General features: G+C 61.7%; 12 protein-coding genes, 1 tRNA gene and 1 pseudogene. 9 read left to right on the top strand and 5 right to left on the bottom strand.

Going from position 1 to position 15,366, the window contains the following annotated elements; translation table 11 throughout:
- Nucleotides 1-11 precede the first annotated feature (11 nt).
- A complete protein-coding gene (locus KIO76_RS19010) occupies nt 12-488 on the top strand; it encodes a type II toxin-antitoxin system RatA family toxin (protein WP_213324707.1) in 477 nt (158 codons plus the stop codon).
- Between the two features lie 14 nt (nt 489-502).
- On the opposite strand, the gene KIO76_RS19015 is transcribed toward KIO76_RS19010, so the two are convergent.
- Together KIO76_RS19015 and KIO76_RS19020 are read right to left on the bottom strand one after the other, a co-directional pair.
- Nucleotides 503-1,030 carry a CinA family protein gene (locus tag KIO76_RS19015; RefSeq protein ID WP_213324708.1) on the bottom strand — a complete coding sequence of 176 codons (528 nt, stop codon included), beginning with the start codon at nt 1,028-1,030 and terminating at the stop codon, nt 503-505.
- Between the two features lie 119 nt (nt 1,031-1,149).
- The gene (locus KIO76_RS19020) at nt 1,150-2,349 is read right to left on the bottom strand and encodes a bifunctional 2-C-methyl-D-erythritol 4-phosphate cytidylyltransferase/2-C-methyl-D-erythritol 2,4-cyclodiphosphate synthase (RefSeq protein WP_213324709.1); all 1,200 of its coding nucleotides are present in this window, start codon (nt 2,347-2,349) and stop codon (nt 1,150-1,152) included.
- Nucleotides 2,350-2,528: 179 nt separating this feature from the next.
- On the opposite strand from KIO76_RS19020, the gene dusB reads away from it, so the two are divergent.
- The 7 genes from dusB (at nt 2,529) to hflX (ending at nt 12,124) form a co-directional block, all read left to right on the top strand.
- Nucleotides 2,529-3,551: a tRNA dihydrouridine synthase DusB gene (dusB, locus tag KIO76_RS19025; protein ID WP_249729649.1), complete on the top strand. Its 1,023-nt coding sequence runs from the start codon at nt 2,529-2,531 to the stop codon at nt 3,549-3,551.
- An 86-nt stretch (nt 3,552-3,637) separates the two neighbouring features.
- Nucleotides 3,638-4,762 (top strand): two-component system sensor histidine kinase NtrB, encoded by a 1,125-nt coding sequence (locus tag KIO76_RS19030; protein WP_249729960.1) that lies wholly within the window; start codon nt 3,638-3,640, stop codon nt 4,760-4,762.
- Between the two features lie 5 nt (nt 4,763-4,767).
- Nucleotides 4,768-6,213: a nitrogen regulation protein NR(I) gene (gene ntrC, locus KIO76_RS19035; protein ID WP_213324712.1), complete on the top strand. Its 1,446-nt coding sequence runs from the start codon at nt 4,768-4,770 to the stop codon at nt 6,211-6,213.
- A gap of 347 nt (nt 6,214-6,560) precedes the next feature.
- Nucleotides 6,561-8,867: a sensor histidine kinase NtrY-like gene (locus KIO76_RS19040; RefSeq protein WP_291976309.1), complete on the top strand. Its 2,307-nt coding sequence runs from the start codon at nt 6,561-6,563 to the stop codon at nt 8,865-8,867.
- Nucleotides 8,864-10,234: a nitrogen assimilation response regulator NtrX gene (gene ntrX / locus KIO76_RS19045; protein ID WP_213324714.1), complete on the top strand. Its 1,371-nt coding sequence runs from the start codon at nt 8,864-8,866 to the stop codon at nt 10,232-10,234. The genes KIO76_RS19040 and ntrX overlap by 4 nt, the downstream gene beginning before the upstream one ends.
- Before the next feature lie 246 nt (nt 10,235-10,480).
- Nucleotides 10,481-10,738 (top strand): RNA chaperone Hfq, encoded by a 258-nt coding sequence (hfq, locus tag KIO76_RS19050; RefSeq protein WP_110374139.1) that lies wholly within the window; start codon nt 10,481-10,483, stop codon nt 10,736-10,738.
- Nucleotides 10,739-12,124, top strand: coding sequence for a GTPase HflX (gene hflX, locus KIO76_RS19055; protein ID WP_213324715.1), 1,386 nt, complete (start codon nt 10,739-10,741; stop codon nt 12,122-12,124).
- Here hflX and mazG read toward each other — a convergent pair.
- Complete coding sequence (gene mazG / locus KIO76_RS19060) at nt 12,089-12,964, bottom strand: nucleoside triphosphate pyrophosphohydrolase (protein WP_213324716.1); 876 nt, start codon at nt 12,962-12,964, stop codon at nt 12,089-12,091. The two genes, hflX and mazG, sit on opposite strands and share 36 nt — an antisense overlap.
- 313 nt (nt 12,965-13,277) lie before the next feature.
- On the opposite strand from mazG, the gene KIO76_RS19065 reads away from it, so the two are divergent.
- Nucleotides 13,278-13,646 carry a PRC-barrel domain-containing protein gene (locus KIO76_RS19065; protein WP_213324717.1) on the top strand — a complete coding sequence of 123 codons (369 nt, stop codon included), beginning with the start codon at nt 13,278-13,280 and terminating at the stop codon, nt 13,644-13,646.
- 972 nt (nt 13,647-14,618) lie between these two features.
- Here the strand turns inward: KIO76_RS19065 and KIO76_RS19070 are convergent.
- Nucleotides 14,619-14,694, bottom strand: a tRNA-Val gene (locus KIO76_RS19070).
- A 342-nt stretch (nt 14,695-15,036) separates the two neighbouring features.
- Nucleotides 15,037-15,318 (bottom strand): annotated as a pseudogene (locus KIO76_RS19075) (HU family DNA-binding protein); the annotation flags it as partial.
- Nucleotides 15,319-15,366: the final 48 nt, after the last annotated feature.

Below are 15,366 nucleotides of genomic sequence, written 5' to 3' on the forward strand. Positions count from 1 at the left end.
AAGTTTGTGCCATGCCTTCCTTTCGTGACAGCCGCACCGTCCCGCAGCCGCCTGAGGCCATGTTCGCCCTGGTGGCGGACGTGGAGCGCTACCCTGAATTCCTGCCCCTTTGCGAGAGCTTGAAGATTCGCCGTCGCTCCCAGAGCGGGGAGGGGGTCGAAACGCTCGTTGCTGACATGGGCGTCGGCTACAAGTCGATCCGTGAGAATTTCACGAGCCGCGTGACGCTCGATCGCCCGCGCTTGAAGATACTCGTGGAATATGTCGACGGCCCGTTCCGCTATCTTGAGAATCGCTGGAGCTTTCGCCCCATCGAGGGCGGCGGGTGCAAGGTGGATTTCTACATTACCTACGAGTTCAAGAGCTTCGCCTTGAAGCTTTTGATGGGCGCCTTGTTCGACAAGGCGTTTGCGCGATTTGCGGATGCATTCGTTGCCCGGGCGGCGAGCCTTTACGGCAAGGGCGGAGCATTGCCCGCCTCGGTGTGAGCGCGATCCTGCTCTCACGCAATAAGCGGCTGTCGGGCGATTTCCGCGAGAAGGTCGAGTGCCTGCTCGACCGACCGGCGCCGAATGACGCCCCGCCCGAGATCCCCGAAACGCCGCTCGGCATGGAGCGTCGCGAAGCCACGGCGCGCGGCGGCGAAATGCACGAGGCCAACGGGCTTGGCCTCGCTGCCGCCGCCCGGCCCGGCAATGCCTGTGATCGCCACCGAGACATCAGCCAGCGTGCGGGCAAGCGCCCCCTCGGCCATCGCGCGGGCCACCGTCTCACTCACCGCCCCATGCTGCGTAATCAACGCTTCGGGAACCCCGATCGCGCTGTGCTTGGCCTCGTTGGAATAGGTGACGAACCCGCCCTCGACGGTTTCCGATGATCCCGGCAACTCGGTCAGGACGGCAGCGACGAGACCGCCCGTGCAGGATTCGGCGGTGACGATACGCAGGCCAAGACCGCGACACAGCTCGAGCACGCCCTTTGCATGCAGGACGAGATCCCGATCGATACGCGTGAATTCGATATCCGCCATCCTCGATGCTCCTCTGGCTCACTAGGCAGGTCTGTGTGTGGCAGACGCGCGTCACTTTGACGTAACGAGCAGATCCGCCGATCGGAATGGAAACATGCAGGTTCCGCCCCGGATTTGCCTCATGCTCCTTCCGGCAGCCGGATACTGACCACCGCCTGCGCCGCGATCCCCTCGCGGCGCCCCGTGAATCCGAGTTGCTCCGACGTGGTCGCCTTCACCGAGACCGCCGAAATCGGCACATCCACGATGGTGGCGATGCGGGCGCGCATGGCGTCGCGATGCGGCCCGATCTTTGGCGCTTCGCAGATGATTGTCAGGTCGAGATGATCGGGCCGACCGCCGCGCGCCCGCAGGCGCTCGACCGCGTAGGCCAGGAACTGGTCAGAGGCAGCGCCCCGCCATTGCGGATCGCTTGGCGGAAAATGGCTGCCGATATCGCCGTCAGCCATCGCGCCGAAGACCGCGTCGGTCAGCGCATGCAAGGCCACGTCACCGTCGGAATGGGCGACGACACCCCGATCATGGGGCAGTCGCAGGCCTCCGATCCAGATGTGATCTCCCGGGCCGAAAGCATGAACGTCATAGCCGATCCCCGCGCGGCTGATCAGGGTGGTCGAGGGTGCCAGGCGGCGTTCAGCTTCCACGATGTCCTCGCCACTGGTGATCTTCATATTGCCGGCCTCGCCGTCGAAAATATGGACGCTATGGCCAGCCCATTCGGCGAGCGTGCCGTCATCGGTGAAGCTGGTCAAACCTTCGGCGACCGCACGGCGATGGGCGGCGAGCAGCGGCGCGAAGGCGAAAGCCTGCGGGGTCTGGACGCGCCGCAGCAGGTCTCGGTCCGGCGTTTCGCAAATCCTGCCGTTGTGGTCGACGCGCTTTATGGTGTCGGCAATCTTCACGCCCGGCACCGCCGCGGCATGGGCGATACCCGCGGCAACAGCACGCCTGACGAGTTGCGGCGAAACGAACGGCCGGGCAGCGTCGTGAACCAGCACGAAGTCCGGCGCGTCCTTCCCGCTTGCTAACGATTCGAGCCCGGCCATGACCGAGAGCTGCCGTGTCGCGCCGCCGGCGACGGGGTGCGCCAGCCGGTCCCTCACCGCAGCCGGCAGTGCGGCGATGACGTCGCGATAATAGGAACCGTCATCGGGATGTATAACGACGACGATACGCTCGATGTCCGACTGATCGGAGATGGCTGAAAGCGTATGGCCAAGCACCGCACGACCGGCAACTTGGCGGTACTGCTTCGCAATCTCTCCCCCCAGACGCGTCCCGCGTCCGGCCGCCACGATGATCGCTGCAATCTTCGGCATTCGAACCTTGTCCACTCCGGTGACAGGCGCCTATAGGCCGCGGGCTCATTTCTTACAATGCTCTTGTGACGGATCATGACGGCTGAGACCAGGCCGATCACGATCTCTCCCAGGCCAGCAATAAGGGCGGGACAAAGGGTTTTGTTTAATTTATAAGCATGGCCATGAATGATGCGGAAATGGGCACAGACACTGACATCTCCCAGTGGCGCCCGACCCTTGCCTTGGGTGCTGTGCTCGCCCCCATGTCCGGCATCACGGACGTCGCGTTCCGACGGATCGCGCACCGCTTCGGCGCGTCACTCGTCGTTTCGGAGATGGTCGCCAGCCAGGAACTCGTGGACGGATCGCAGGAGGCTGTCCTGCGGGCGGAAGGTGCTGGAATAACACCCCATGTGGTCCAGCTCGCCGGCTGCGATGCGCATTGGATGGGTGAGGCGGCGCGGGTGGCTGAGGCTTCCGGCGCGGCGATGATCGACATCAACATGGGATGCCCGGCCAAGCGCGTGATCGGCGGATGGGCGGGATCGGCGCTGATGCGGGATCTCGATCACGCCACATCGTTGATCGAGGCAGTGGTCGCAGCGGTCAAGATCCCCGTTTCCGTAAAGATGCGGCTCGGCTGGGACGATGGGAGCCAGAACGCCGATGAGCTCGCCCGCCGGGCGGAAATATCGGGTGCTGTCCTCATCACCGTCCATGGCCGCACGCGGCAGCAGTTCTACAAGGGCACAGCCAACTGGGGCGCGGTGCGGCGCGTGCGCGAGGTCACCACGCTGCCTCTCGTCGTTAATGGTGACATAGCCGACGTTTCGGACGCCCGCGCAGCCCTAGACCAAGCCGGCGCGGACGCGGTGATGATCGGCCGCGCCGCGGTCGGGCAGCCGTGGCTGGTTGGCCAGATCGCCGCTGAACTCCGCGGCGGGAAGGTCACGCCGCTGCCATCCCCCGCTCTCAAGACGGAAGCAATCACAGAGCATTACACAGCCCTTCTCACGCTCTATGGAAAGAAGATCGGCCTTCGCCATGCCCGAAAGCATCTCGCAGCCTATTGCGCGGATGCGGAGCGGCATGGCAGCGCCACGGCTGCCAGTTGCCGCGCTGAGCTCGTGACCAGCGAGCAGCCGGAGCGTGTGCTGGCGCTCCTCCAGGGGCTTTATGAAGGCAGCCTCGCAAGCCCTGTGCACCGCGAAGCGGCGTGACAATCGACCGGTCTCGCGAGGGACACGGAAAAAGGCGGACTTGAACCCGACTTCAGCCCAACCGGATAGGCATGCGCAAAATCACGATGCCAAGTGCTTCCGCAAATAATGAGCCTGGCTTCGATCCTGGCCTCATCCTCAACGCTCTGCCCGTACCTATCCTGGTGGTAGGGCAGGGAGATGCAATCCTCCATGCCAACAGCGCCGCCGAAGCGTTCTTTGAAGCCAGCCTCCCTGTCCTGAAGCGACAGCGGCTCGTGGACGTCCTGCCGTTCGGCTCGCCGGTACTGACGCTCGCGGAAGAGGCCCGACGTCGCAACGCGAGCGTGAGCGAATACCGTATCGAGATCGGGACGCCGCGCACAGGGCATGAGCGGATCGTCGATATTTTCGCCGTCCCTCTTGGCGATGAGGCGCGATCTGTGGCGTTGATGCTGCAAGAACGGACAATTGCCGAAAAAATGGACAGACAGCTGACCCATCGAGGTGCAGCCCGGTCCATCACCGCGCTCGGGGCAATGCTTGCCCATGAGATCAAAAACCCGTTGTCGGGCATCCGGGGAGCGGCCCAGTTGCTGGAAGGCGCAGCATCTGACGAGGACCGCCTTCTGACTCAGCTGATCTGCGACGAGACCGATCGGATCGTGAAAATCGTCGAGAGAATGGAGCTTTTCGGCGATGAGCGCCCCGTGGAGCGGGGGGCTGTCAACATTCACGGCGTCTTCGACCATGTGAAACGTCTCGCGCAGTCGGGCTTTGCCCGGCACATCCGCTTCGTCGAGGATTATGATCCCTCCCTGCCACCTCTGCTCGGCAATCGCGACCAGCTTGTTCAGGTGTTCCTCAACCTCATCAAGAACGCTGCCGAGGCCATCGGCCGCGATGCCCTGGACGGCGAAATCGTTCTGTCGACGGCATTTCGGCCGGGTATGCGGCTACAGCTGCCGGGCTCCGGAGAGCGCGTGAGCCTGCCGCTGGAGATCTGCGTGCGCGACAACGGCCCAGGCGTCCCGCCCGACCTCGTACCCAACCTCTTCGACCCGTTCGTGACCACCAAGGCGTCCGGCAGTGGCCTTGGTCTTGCTTTGGTTGCGAAGATCATCGGTGACCATGGCGGCGTCGTGGAGTGCGACGCGGGTGTGCACCGGACGACGTTTCGGGTGTTGATGCCCATGTATCTGGCCCGCGATGGGCGTGGCTCGGAGGAATGAGTAATATGGCGAGAGGCAGCATTCTTGTCGCCGACGACGATACCGCAATCCGCACTGTGCTGAACCAGGCATTGGCGCGGGCTGGCTATGACGTCAGGTCTACAGGACATGCAGCGACGCTCTGGCGCTGGGTGAGCCAGGGCGAAGGCGATCTGGTGATCACCGATGTGGTGATGCCGGACGAGAACGCCTTCGACGTGCTGCCGCGGATCAAGAAGCTGCGTCCGGACCTGCCTATCATTGTCATGAGCGCGCAGAATACCTTCATGACAGCGATCCGGGCATCCGAACGCGGTGCCTATGAGTATCTGCCGAAGCCCTTCGACCTGAAGGAGCTGGTCTCTATTGTCGCGCGCGCTCTGTCGCGGCCGCGGGGACAGGCAAAGAGCCTCGGTGAAGCCGATGGCGAGGACATACCGCTCGTCGGCCGCTCCGCGGCCATGCAGGAGATTTACCGGGCGCTCGCGCGACTGATGCCGACGGATCTCACGGTAATGATCACCGGCGAATCCGGCACCGGCAAGGAGCTCGTCGCCCGCGCGCTGCATGACTACGGCAAGCGCCGCACAGGGCCCTTCGTTGCCATCAACATGGCAGCCATCCCGCGTGACCTCATCGAGTCCGAACTCTTCGGCCATGAGAAGGGGGCCTTCACCGGGGCGACCCAGCGCAGCGCCGGACGTTTTGAGCAGGCCGAGGGCGGTACGCTGTTTCTGGACGAGATCGGCGATATGCCTATGGAGGCACAGACACGTCTTCTGCGCGTCCTGCAACAGGGCGAGTATACCACCGTCGGCGGCCGCACGCCGATCAAGACCAATGTCCGCATCATCGCAGCCACCAACAAGGATCTTCGCATCTCGATCCAGCAGGGCATCTTCCGCGAAGACCTGTTCTTCCGTCTCAACGTCGTGCCGCTCCGCCTGCCCCCCTTGCGTGAGCGGGCGGAAGATGTGCCGGATCTCATCCGTCATTTCTTCACGTTGGTCGCGCGCGAGGGATTGCCCCACAAGCAGATAGACCTCGATGCGATGGATCGTCTCAAGCGCTACCGCTGGCCTGGGAACGTCCGCGAGCTCGAGAATCTTGTCCGGCGACTGGCTGCGCTATACCCGCAGGACACCATCACGGGTCCCATCATCGACGCGGAACTTGAGCCTTCCACCAGCAGTTCCCCGGAGGGCGGCGAGCCGCGTGATGATGAGCAACTCGCCGCTTCCGTTGAACGACACCTCAACCGTTATTTCGGCGGGTTCAAGGATACGCTGCCGCCACCCGGCCTCTACCACCGCATCTTGCGCGAGATCGAGGGGCCACTGATCGGCATGGCTTTGGCGGCCACACGTGGAAACCAGATCCGAGCCGCCGAGCTTCTCGGGCTCAACCGCAACACCCTGCGCAAGAAGATCCGGGATCTCGATCTGTCGGTGGTTCGCACACCGTCGCGCTGACCGCGACCGGGCGGTGCGCGTTGGACGTCAACCAAGTCCGACGCGCGCATCCGTGGCATCCACCCAAAACAGCAGATTCCGCTGCCTCTGTTGCATTCAGGCCATGTGCTTTGTCTGCACCTCGCTTCGCCGAGAATGCACCACCGGCATCTAGCCTAGGAACAATGATCATCCTGAGAAATATTCTAAACATATTCAGATAACGATCTGAATCAATTCATACAATAATGGATTAAGTAATGCTGGGCGATCCCCGGCGGGAGTGCTTTTGTCTGTGGACCTCGCCAAGCGCTGCCTTGGGAATGTCGCAATCCGACAACAGTGTTGTAGCTTCGCATCATTATCCGGTGCTATTGAACCGATTCGACCATCGCGAAACGGCGGGCCAATATTTCGTGAGCTTATCGGCGGAGCTTCCCAAGGAACGCAAATCCCGCGTCTCCGGTATATTGGGGACGATCGCGGTCACGCTGGCGCTGATCTCAGCGCTGGTGACCTTCGTCGTGCTCGCTGGCATGACGCCGATCCTGCCGACGCATATCGTGGTCGTCTGGGCACTGTTCATCAACGGCATCCTCGTCCTTCTGCTCGTCTCGGTCATCCTGTGGGAGACCTACAGCCTGTTCCGGGCGAGGCGGGAAGGGGCCGCGGCGGCGGGGCTTCATGTCCGCATCGTCTCGCTGTTCAGCCTGGTGGCCGCGCTTCCAGCTATCCTTGTCGCGATCGTGGCCTCGATTACGCTCGAACGTGGCCTTGACCCCTGGTTTACGAGCTCGTTGAAAGGGCTCATCACCAATACGGTCGAGATCGCGCATGCCTATCGCGACAGCCAGTGCCGCAACATGGTGCGCGAGACGGAGCTGATGGCAGCCGATCTCAATCGCGCGAAGGTGCTGTTTAACGCCGACCGCAAGCTTTTCCACGACTTCATGTTGTCGCGCTCCGTCTTCCTCGGCTTCCCATCGGCGATGCTTGTCAGCGAAGATGGGAAGATACTGGAGCGCATTGAGCAAAAGTCGCTCGAAAATCTCTCTCCGCCGTCGGAAGAGGACATCAAGGACGCCAACACCACCGATCCCGTCTGCCTCATTCCGCAGTCCGGCAACCTGTTCCGCTCCCTGATCAAGCTGGATTGGCCCGAGCCGACACTGCTGTATGTGGCGCGGACCGTCGATCCACGGGCTGTGGAGTTCCCGGCCGCAGCACAAACAGGCGTCGCCTATTATCAGGCTCTCGAGGAGAAGAAATTCGGCATCCAGATTGCCTTCGCGTCGATGTTCGCGCTGGTCGCGCTGATCGTTCTTCTCTCGGCTGTGTGGTTTGGCCTGAGCTTCGCCAACCGGCTCGTCATGCCGGTCCGCCGGCTGATTCACGCGACGGACCAGGTCGCGAGCGGCAATTTCTATGTGCAGGTCCCGATACGGCGCGCAGAAGGCGATCTCGCGCATCTTGGTGCGACCTTCAACAAGATGACGAGCGAGCTCAGGCAACAGCACGACGGCCTTGTCGCGGCGAGCGACGTCATCGACAAGCGGCGTCGCTTCAACGAGGCCGTTCTGGCTGGCGTGTCGGCCGGAGTGATCGGCACAGATGCTGCAGGCATGATCACGATCGTCAACCCATCCGCGGAAGCGATCCTGCAGGCAGATGGCAGCGCGGTCATCGGCAAGCCGATCATCGAGGCCTTGCCGGAAGTCGCTCCGCTTCTCGATGAGGTGCTGGCCGGCAGGCAGCGCCAACTGATCCAGGGGCAGATCGCTCTGAACAGGGATGGCCGTGAGCGCATGCTCAACGTGCGCGTTACCAGTGAACAGGCAGCGGGCCAGGACAAGGGCTTTGTCGTCACGCTCGACGACATAACAGATCTTGTGTCCGCCCAGCGTACATCGGCCTGGGCCGACGTCGCGCGCCGCATCGCCCATGAAATCAAGAACCCGCTTACGCCGATCCAGCTGTCGGCGGAGCGGATCCGTCGCAAATACGGCAAGGTTATCGTCGAGGATCGAGCGATTTTCGACCAATGCGTCGCCACGATCGTCCGCCAGGTCGATGACATCAAGCGCATGGTCGACGAATTCTCCTCCTTCGCCCGGATGCCGAAACCGACGCATGCCATGGACGACGTCGTTGATACGGTGCGTCAGGTCGTCTTCCTGATGCGGGTGGGTGCGCCGGACATCACTTTCAAAGAAAGGCTGCCGGAGGAGGGGATCACCGCCTATTTCGACCGCCGGCTCATTTCCCAGGCGGTCACGAATATTGTGAAGAACGCGACCGAGGCGGTGATGGCGGTCGAGGGCAATACGCGCGGCATCGGACAGATCGACGTGAGCGTCCGCGAACAGGACGGCATCATCACGATCGACGTCAGCGACAACGGCAAGGGTTTCCCGAAGGAGCACAGGCAGCGCTTGCTTGAGCCTTACATGACGACCCGCGAGGGCGGCACGGGCCTTGGCCTCGCCATCGTGGGCAAAATTCTCGAGGACCACGGCGGCGGCATTGAGCTGCTCGACCATCCCGGCGTGAGCGCCGGTGGACCAGGTGCACGCGTCCGCATGTGGTTCCCGAAATCTGGCATTTCCGAATCTGGCAGTGGTGGCGTTGCGTCAACGGACAGCAAGGACGACATCAAACAAAGGGCAATTGGATGAGCGCCGACATCCTCATCGTCGACGACGAAGCGGATATTCGTGAACTCGTAGGCGGCATACTTGATGACGAGGGACATAGGACGCGGACGGCTGGTGGATCAGACGAAGCCTTGGCCGCCATCGAAGCCCGCCGGCCGCAGCTGGTCTTCCTCGATATATGGCTGCAGGGCAGCCGTCTTGACGGCCTTCAGGTGCTCGACGTCATCAAGGAGCAGAATCCGGAAGTGCCGGTCGTCATGATTTCCGGGCATGGCAACATCGAAACCGCGGTCTCGGCCATTAAGCGCGGCGCGTATGATTTCATCGAAAAGCCGTTCAAGGCTGATCGCCTCGTTCTCGTGGCGGAACGCGCGCTGGAAGCTTCGCGTCTAAAGCGTGAGGTACGTGAACTCAGGACGCGCTCCGGGCAGACCAGCAGGATGGTGGGCCGTTCCCCGATCATCAACCAGTTGCGCCAAACCATCGAGCGCGTCGGGCCGACGAATGCCCGTGTGCTGATCAGCGGTCCGTCCGGCTCAGGCAAGGAACTGGCGGCCCGCACGTTGCACATGAATTCGCAGCGCGCCAATGGCCCGTTCATTGTCATCAATGCGGCGGCGATCACCCCCGAAACCATGGAGAGCGAGCTTTTCGGCGTTGAGGCGACAGATGGACGGGGCAGGCGCATCGGCGCGCTGGAGGAGGCGCACGGCGGCACGCTTTACATCGACGAAGTTGGCGACATGCCCCGGGAGACGCAGAATCGGATTTTGCGTGTGCTGGTGGACCAGAACTTCCAGCGGGTAGGGGGCACCACGCGCGTTCACGTCGACGTGCGCATCATCTCCTCCACCAGTCGAGACCTCACGCAGGAGATCGCCGACGGGCATTTCAGGGAAGACCTCTTCCATCGGCTGGGTGTCGTGCCAATCCGGATCCCGTCTGTGGCTGAGCGACGGGAAGACGTGCCGGAACTCATCAGTTTCTTTATGGAGCAGATCTCGGCTGCGACCGGGCTTGCAAAGCGCGTCATCGCGGACGATGCCATGGCCGTGCTCCAGTCGCACGATTGGCCGGGCAATGTGCGCCAGCTGCGTAACAATGTGGAACGGTTGATGATATTGACCGGCGGAGATCCTGATGCGGCAATTTCCGCCGACCTGTTGCCAGCCGAAATCGGGACGCTTGTGCCCACTACGCCGGCCGGCAGCGGTGGTGAGAAGCTGATGAGCTTGTCGTTGCGCGACGCACGCGAGATCTTCGAGCGCGAGTATCTTGTGGCGCAGATCAACCGATTCTCGGGAAATATCTCGCGTACTGCAGAGTTTATCGGTATGGAGCGCTCTGCTCTACACAGGAAGTTGAAGTCGCTCGGGATCGGCTCTTGACGCCCGACGGTCGCGCCTCGTCCTTGTATGGACGGTCGTGCGCGGATGCTAGTGGGACGCCCGGAACTGGCTCGGTGGGGCAAGAGATACTTGCGTTTGAAGCGTTTCTCCCTTTGTAATGCGTTTCTCGGTCTATGAGCGTCCCGCGCCCACGCGGCCTCCCGGCAGCGACGGCAAAGGCAACAACAGAAGCCGTGTAAGCGAACAAGGACCGACGAGCACGGCGCAAGAAGAAGGTTTAACAAGATGGCGGGCGAACGCGCGCAAAACCTGCAGGACACCTTTCTCAATCACCTTCGCAAGAACAAAGTCCCGCTGACGATTTTCCTCGTCAACGGCGTCAAGCTTCAGGGTGTTGTGACTTGGTTCGACAACTTTTGTGTATTGCTGCGCCGTGATGGGCACTCGCAGCTGGTCTATAAGCACGCCATATCGACGATCATGCCTGGACATCCGATCCAGCTGTTTGAGCCGACCGACGATATGGGGTCAGAAAAGGTCTGAATGACGCAGCCCGATAAGCGTAAGGACGCGTTTCAACCGACGCCGCCTTCCTCTGGTGATCACGAAGGCAAGAATACCCGCGTTCTCGTGATCGGGCCCTACCTGACACGCAGTGCGACCGAGCGCAGCGGCGAGAGCGCGGCGCGGGATCCCACTGCGCGGCTCGATGAAGCCGTAGGTCTGGCGCGGGCGATCGATTTGACGATCGTCCGTGCGATCCAGCTCAGCCTCACCAATGTCCGCCCCGCGACCTATCTCGGCTCGGGCAAGGTCGAGGAGCTGGCGGGCATCGTGAAGGCCGATGACATTGAACTCGTCATCATGGATTGCGCCCTCTCACCGGTGCAGCAGCGCAATCTCGAACGAGCTCTCGGCGCCAAGGTCATAGACCGAACGGGGCTCATTCTCGACATCTTCGGCCAGCGGGCGCGAACGCGCGAGGGCTCGCTCCAGGTTGAGCTCGCCCATCTCACCTACCAGAAGAGCCGTCTTGTCCGCTCATGGACCCATCTTGAGCGCCAGCGCGGCGGATTCGGCTTTCTCGGTGGCCCTGGAGAGACGCAGATCGAGACCGATCGTCGTCTCATCCAGGAGCGAATGAGCCGCATCGAGCGCGACCTCGAGCATGTCAAGCGGACTCGCGCGCTCCACCGCGAAAGTAGGCGCCGCGTGCCCTATCCCATCATCGCTCTGGTGGGTTACACCAACGCCGGCAAGTCGACGCTGTTCAATCGCCTGTCTGCGGCCGAGGTGATGGCCGAGGACCTGCTGTTCGCGACGCTCGATCCCACGGCCCGGGCGATAGGGTTGCCGCACGGTTCGAAAGCCATCCTTTCAGACACCGTCGGCTTCATCTCCGATCTTCCGACTATGCTCGTCGCGGCTTTCAGGGCGACGCTGGAAGACGTGATCGAGGCGGACGTGCTGCTCCATGTTCGGGATGTGTCCCACGGCGACACTGAGGCTCAGGCCAGCGATGTCGAAACCATTCTCCGCGAACTCGGCGTCGATCCGGGCAATGGTCAGCGCCTGATCGAAGTGTGGAACAAGGCCGACCTTCTGGCACCGGATGAACGCATCAAGCTCGACAATCTGGCATCGCGCAGGCCAACCGACCTCCAGCCAGTCCTGGTCTCGGCCGTCAGCGGGGAGGGGATGGATGCTCTGCTATCCGCCATCGAGTCCAGGCTGGCGCATGGCCGTGCCGTCTACCGTGTGACTCTGGAGCCCCAGGCCGGAGACGTCCTGAACTGGCTCTATGAAGAAGCCGAAATTCTTGACCGGCGTTCGGACGAGGATGGGCGCATCCTGTTGGCCGTTCGCATCGCGGAGGCGAAAGAGCCCCGCTTGCTACGAAGATGCCCTGGGGCCAAGCGCATCCGGTAAACGGTTGTCTTTGGCGAGCTTTCCTTCCCCTTTGGCTTCCTGCCAGAGATCCTCCATCTCTTCAAGGCTTGCTTCCGTGGTGGTGCGTCCCGCGGAAGCGAGCTGCCTCTCAATATACGCGAAACGCTGTTCAAACTTGGCGTTGGTCAGGGCGAGCGCAGCTTCGGCATCGCCTCCGACGTGGCGCGCCAGGTTAACCGCCGCAAATATAAGATCCCCAACTTCCTCCATCACGGCAGATGGGTCGGCCATGGTCAGGGCCGCGTCGATCTCGTCCAACTCTTCGCGAAGTTTCGCCACAACCTCGCGGGCCTCTGCCCAATCGAAACCCACGCTGGCTGCCTTGCGTTGGAGTTTGTCGGCCCGGGTGAGGGCAGGGAGCGTCCTCGCGATACCATCGAGCAGCCCTGCCCGGCCTTCGTCAGTTAGACCGCGCTCCTGACGTCTGCTGCGGCGCTCGGCTTTCTCCTCGCTCTTGATACGCTCCCAAAGAGCCTTGACCGCCTCGGGCGACAGATCGCGTGCCTCGCCGAAGACATGGGGATGTCGCCGTATGAGTTTGCTGGTGATGGCCTCGACCACATCCCCGAAGGCGAACTCGCCGGCTTCTTCGGCCATGCGTGCATGAAACACGACCTGGAGGAGAACATCGCCCAACTCCTCCCGAAGATCATCCATATCACCACGCTCGATGGCGTCGGCGACCTCATAGGCTTCTTCAATGGTGTAAGGAGCCACCGTCGAAAAATTCTGCTCGATATCCCATGGGCATCCGCTGCCTGGGGTCCGCAATGCGGCCATGATCGCAATGAGCTGACTGATATCCCGAGACGCCTGCATGTGATCTCCAACGGTTCTGCTGCGGCAAGCCACACGATATCGCTGAACGTTGGCTGTCCACGTCGCGGCCAGTGCACGAAGGCCGGAGCGTCGGAGTTGGACCACGGGACAGTGGGCGTTTCAAGGGGTGATTGCCCGAGAGGAGGACACGCCAACACGCGGGAAATGAATTCGCATAAGGCACATTATGGAACCTCAGTGCGTTCAGGCTGATCTTCGTGTGCCATTGCGCCCGACCAGCGTTCCGGTCCTACCGGGAACCAGCGGGTCAGAGAGGCGTTTCTAAGATAACGGCAAACATAGGGAGACGAAAGTGGACCACACAGCTGAAACGACGAACCTTATCGGGTCCGACAAAGTGTCGGGAACCGAGGTCTATAACGGTTCTGGAGAACATCTTGGCGAGATCTCAAGTGTGATGATCGACAAGGTCAGCGGTAAGGTGGCCTACGCCGTCATGTCGTTCGGCGGATTCCTCGGCATCGGCGAGCAATACCATCCGCTACCATGGTCAACATTGACGTATGACACGTCCAAGGGTGGCTATGTCGTGAACCTGAGCCGTGAACAGCTCGAAGGCGCGCCACATTATGAGGCCCGGGAGACTCCGGATTGGGGCGACCGAGCCTATGAGCGGCGCCTTCACGACTATTACGGCGTCAATCCATATTGGGGGATTTAACCCGACAGAATACAGCCGCCACTCCTCCCAGAGTGGCGGCTCCGTTATGCGCTTTAAAGCCTTCGGACCGTTATCCGCTCCGAAGGCTTTTTTCTGCGCGTCTTCTCCCGATGCCGGCAAAAGGATGCTGCGCCCTAGGCAATCCTCTACGGGTGGGACTGCCTGCCACGGCTGACACGCGGATCGCTGAACAGACTTACCACTGTGGGATCTGGCGATACGGTGGCATCGTCCTCCAACCAAGCCCGCGAGAAACGGCCCCAAAAGAATGGGAACCTGCAATCCAGGGCTGGGGCGAAGTCAAGCTCGTCGCTTTTTTCCTTGAAGAAGGAGAGGAGATCGTCCCGAGATCTGATACGTTCCGCCGTCGATGCAAAAGGCTCGAGCTGATCTAAGGTGCTTATTATCTTATCCACGGGAGGTCGAAACTCAGACATGATCTCCCGGAGGTCTGCTCTTAATGCTGCAAGAGCATAATCGGTGTCAGAGGTCGACCTGATGCCGTGATGCATGTAAGCGTCTCCTCTCGCCGTATCTCGACCGAGGGCGAGATACTCCAATATCTGTGGAGATAACGCATTTGCAGCATCTGTGTTCCCGACGCCGCCACATAATCGAACGAACTATGCCCAAATGTTGAACGAAGGCGAGCCGACCTGTCAAGTTTAGCAGATGCTATACGACGTCGCGGCCAACGGCAGATCGGGGTGCCGGACCGGCTGTTTTTCCCGCAGCAGCTCCTGGAAATACATCCGATTGCGAGCCGGAGATACCGGCGGGAAGGGCTTCACGGCTAATCCCTCCCCTCGCCCACCGTATCGGGCTCGGGAGACGTCCAAGCTGCAGGATTTCCCGTTGCCGAATATGGCGAACTTGGGGTGTTCACAAGGCAGCGACTAGCTGCCAGCGCGTCGAGCAAACCGGGCCGAGCTGTGATGCCCGGCGTAGTCTCACCCGAAAGGGTAGCGATGGTGGTGGGCGGTAACGGGCTCGAACCGCTGACATTCTCGGTGTAAGCGAGATGCTCTACCAACTGAGCTAACCGCCCTTCGTCCGTACATGACACTGCATGCTACGGAAAGGTCAGTCTCGTACCTGAACGGGACGAAACTGAAGTGATTTAACGGAGAGCCATCCGGCGAGGCAAGCCCTTTTAAGCTGCTCGCCGCACGACCCGTCCGTCCATGCCCCAGGGCTCCTACAAGCCCCGACCCCTAAAAGCCGTGGCGCGCCCTCTAAAAGGTCCTACAGGACCGATTGCGTGCTGCACGTCTGGAATTCGCCTCATGGACGCGGGAAGGGCTCCGAGACGCTCCCAATCGGGACTTGCCTCGACATGGCCGCCCCCTCCCCCATGAGCCTGCCTGGCCATAAGGAGGCCACGCGCCTCTTACTTGCCGTTGACGGCTTCCTTGAGGCCGGCGCCGGCCTTGAACTTGGGCGTCTTGGACGCCGGAACCTTGATGGTCTCACCAGTGCGTGGGTTACGAGCGGTGCCTGCCGCGCGATCAGCGACGGCGAAGGTGCCGAAGCCGACCAGCTTCACCTCATCGCCGGCCTTGAGAGCGGCGGTGATGGCGTCGATGGCAGCGTCCAGAGCCTCCGTGGCCTGAACTTTCGTAAGGTTGGCCTTCTCGGCCACGGCCGAAACAAGATCACCTTTGTTCATCTCAAACCTCCTGACCTGCCCTAGGCAGGCGCTTCGTTTGTCCTGCGCGCT

The organism is Chelatococcus sp. YT9 (assembly GCF_018398315.1).
Taxonomy (GTDB): Bacteria; Pseudomonadota; Alphaproteobacteria; order Rhizobiales; family Beijerinckiaceae; genus Chelatococcus.

Coding starts and splice junctions, on each gene's coding strand:
- hfq (WP_110374139.1), top strand. CDS start 10,481: ATGGCGGGCGAACGCGCGCAAAACCTGCAGGACACCTTTCTCAATCAC.
- ntrC (WP_213324712.1), top strand. CDS start 4,768: ATGGCGAGAGGCAGCATTCTTGTCGCCGACGACGATACCGCAATCCGC.
- mazG (WP_213324716.1), bottom strand. CDS start 12,964: ATGCAGGCGTCTCGGGATATCAGTCAGCTCATTGCGATCATGGCCGCA.
- hflX (WP_213324715.1), top strand. CDS start 10,739: ATGACGCAGCCCGATAAGCGTAAGGACGCGTTTCAACCGACGCCGCCT.
- KIO76_RS19010 (WP_213324707.1), top strand. CDS start 12: ATGCCTTCCTTTCGTGACAGCCGCACCGTCCCGCAGCCGCCTGAGGCC.
- KIO76_RS19030 (WP_249729960.1), top strand. CDS start 3,638: ATGCCAAGTGCTTCCGCAAATAATGAGCCTGGCTTCGATCCTGGCCTC.
- KIO76_RS19015 (WP_213324708.1), bottom strand. CDS start 1,030: ATGGCGGATATCGAATTCACGCGTATCGATCGGGATCTCGTCCTGCAT.
- ntrX (WP_213324714.1), top strand. CDS start 8,864: ATGAGCGCCGACATCCTCATCGTCGACGACGAAGCGGATATTCGTGAA.
- KIO76_RS19020 (WP_213324709.1), bottom strand. CDS start 2,349: ATGCCGAAGATTGCAGCGATCATCGTGGCGGCCGGACGCGGGACGCGT.
- dusB (WP_249729649.1), top strand. CDS start 2,529: ATGGGCACAGACACTGACATCTCCCAGTGGCGCCCGACCCTTGCCTTG.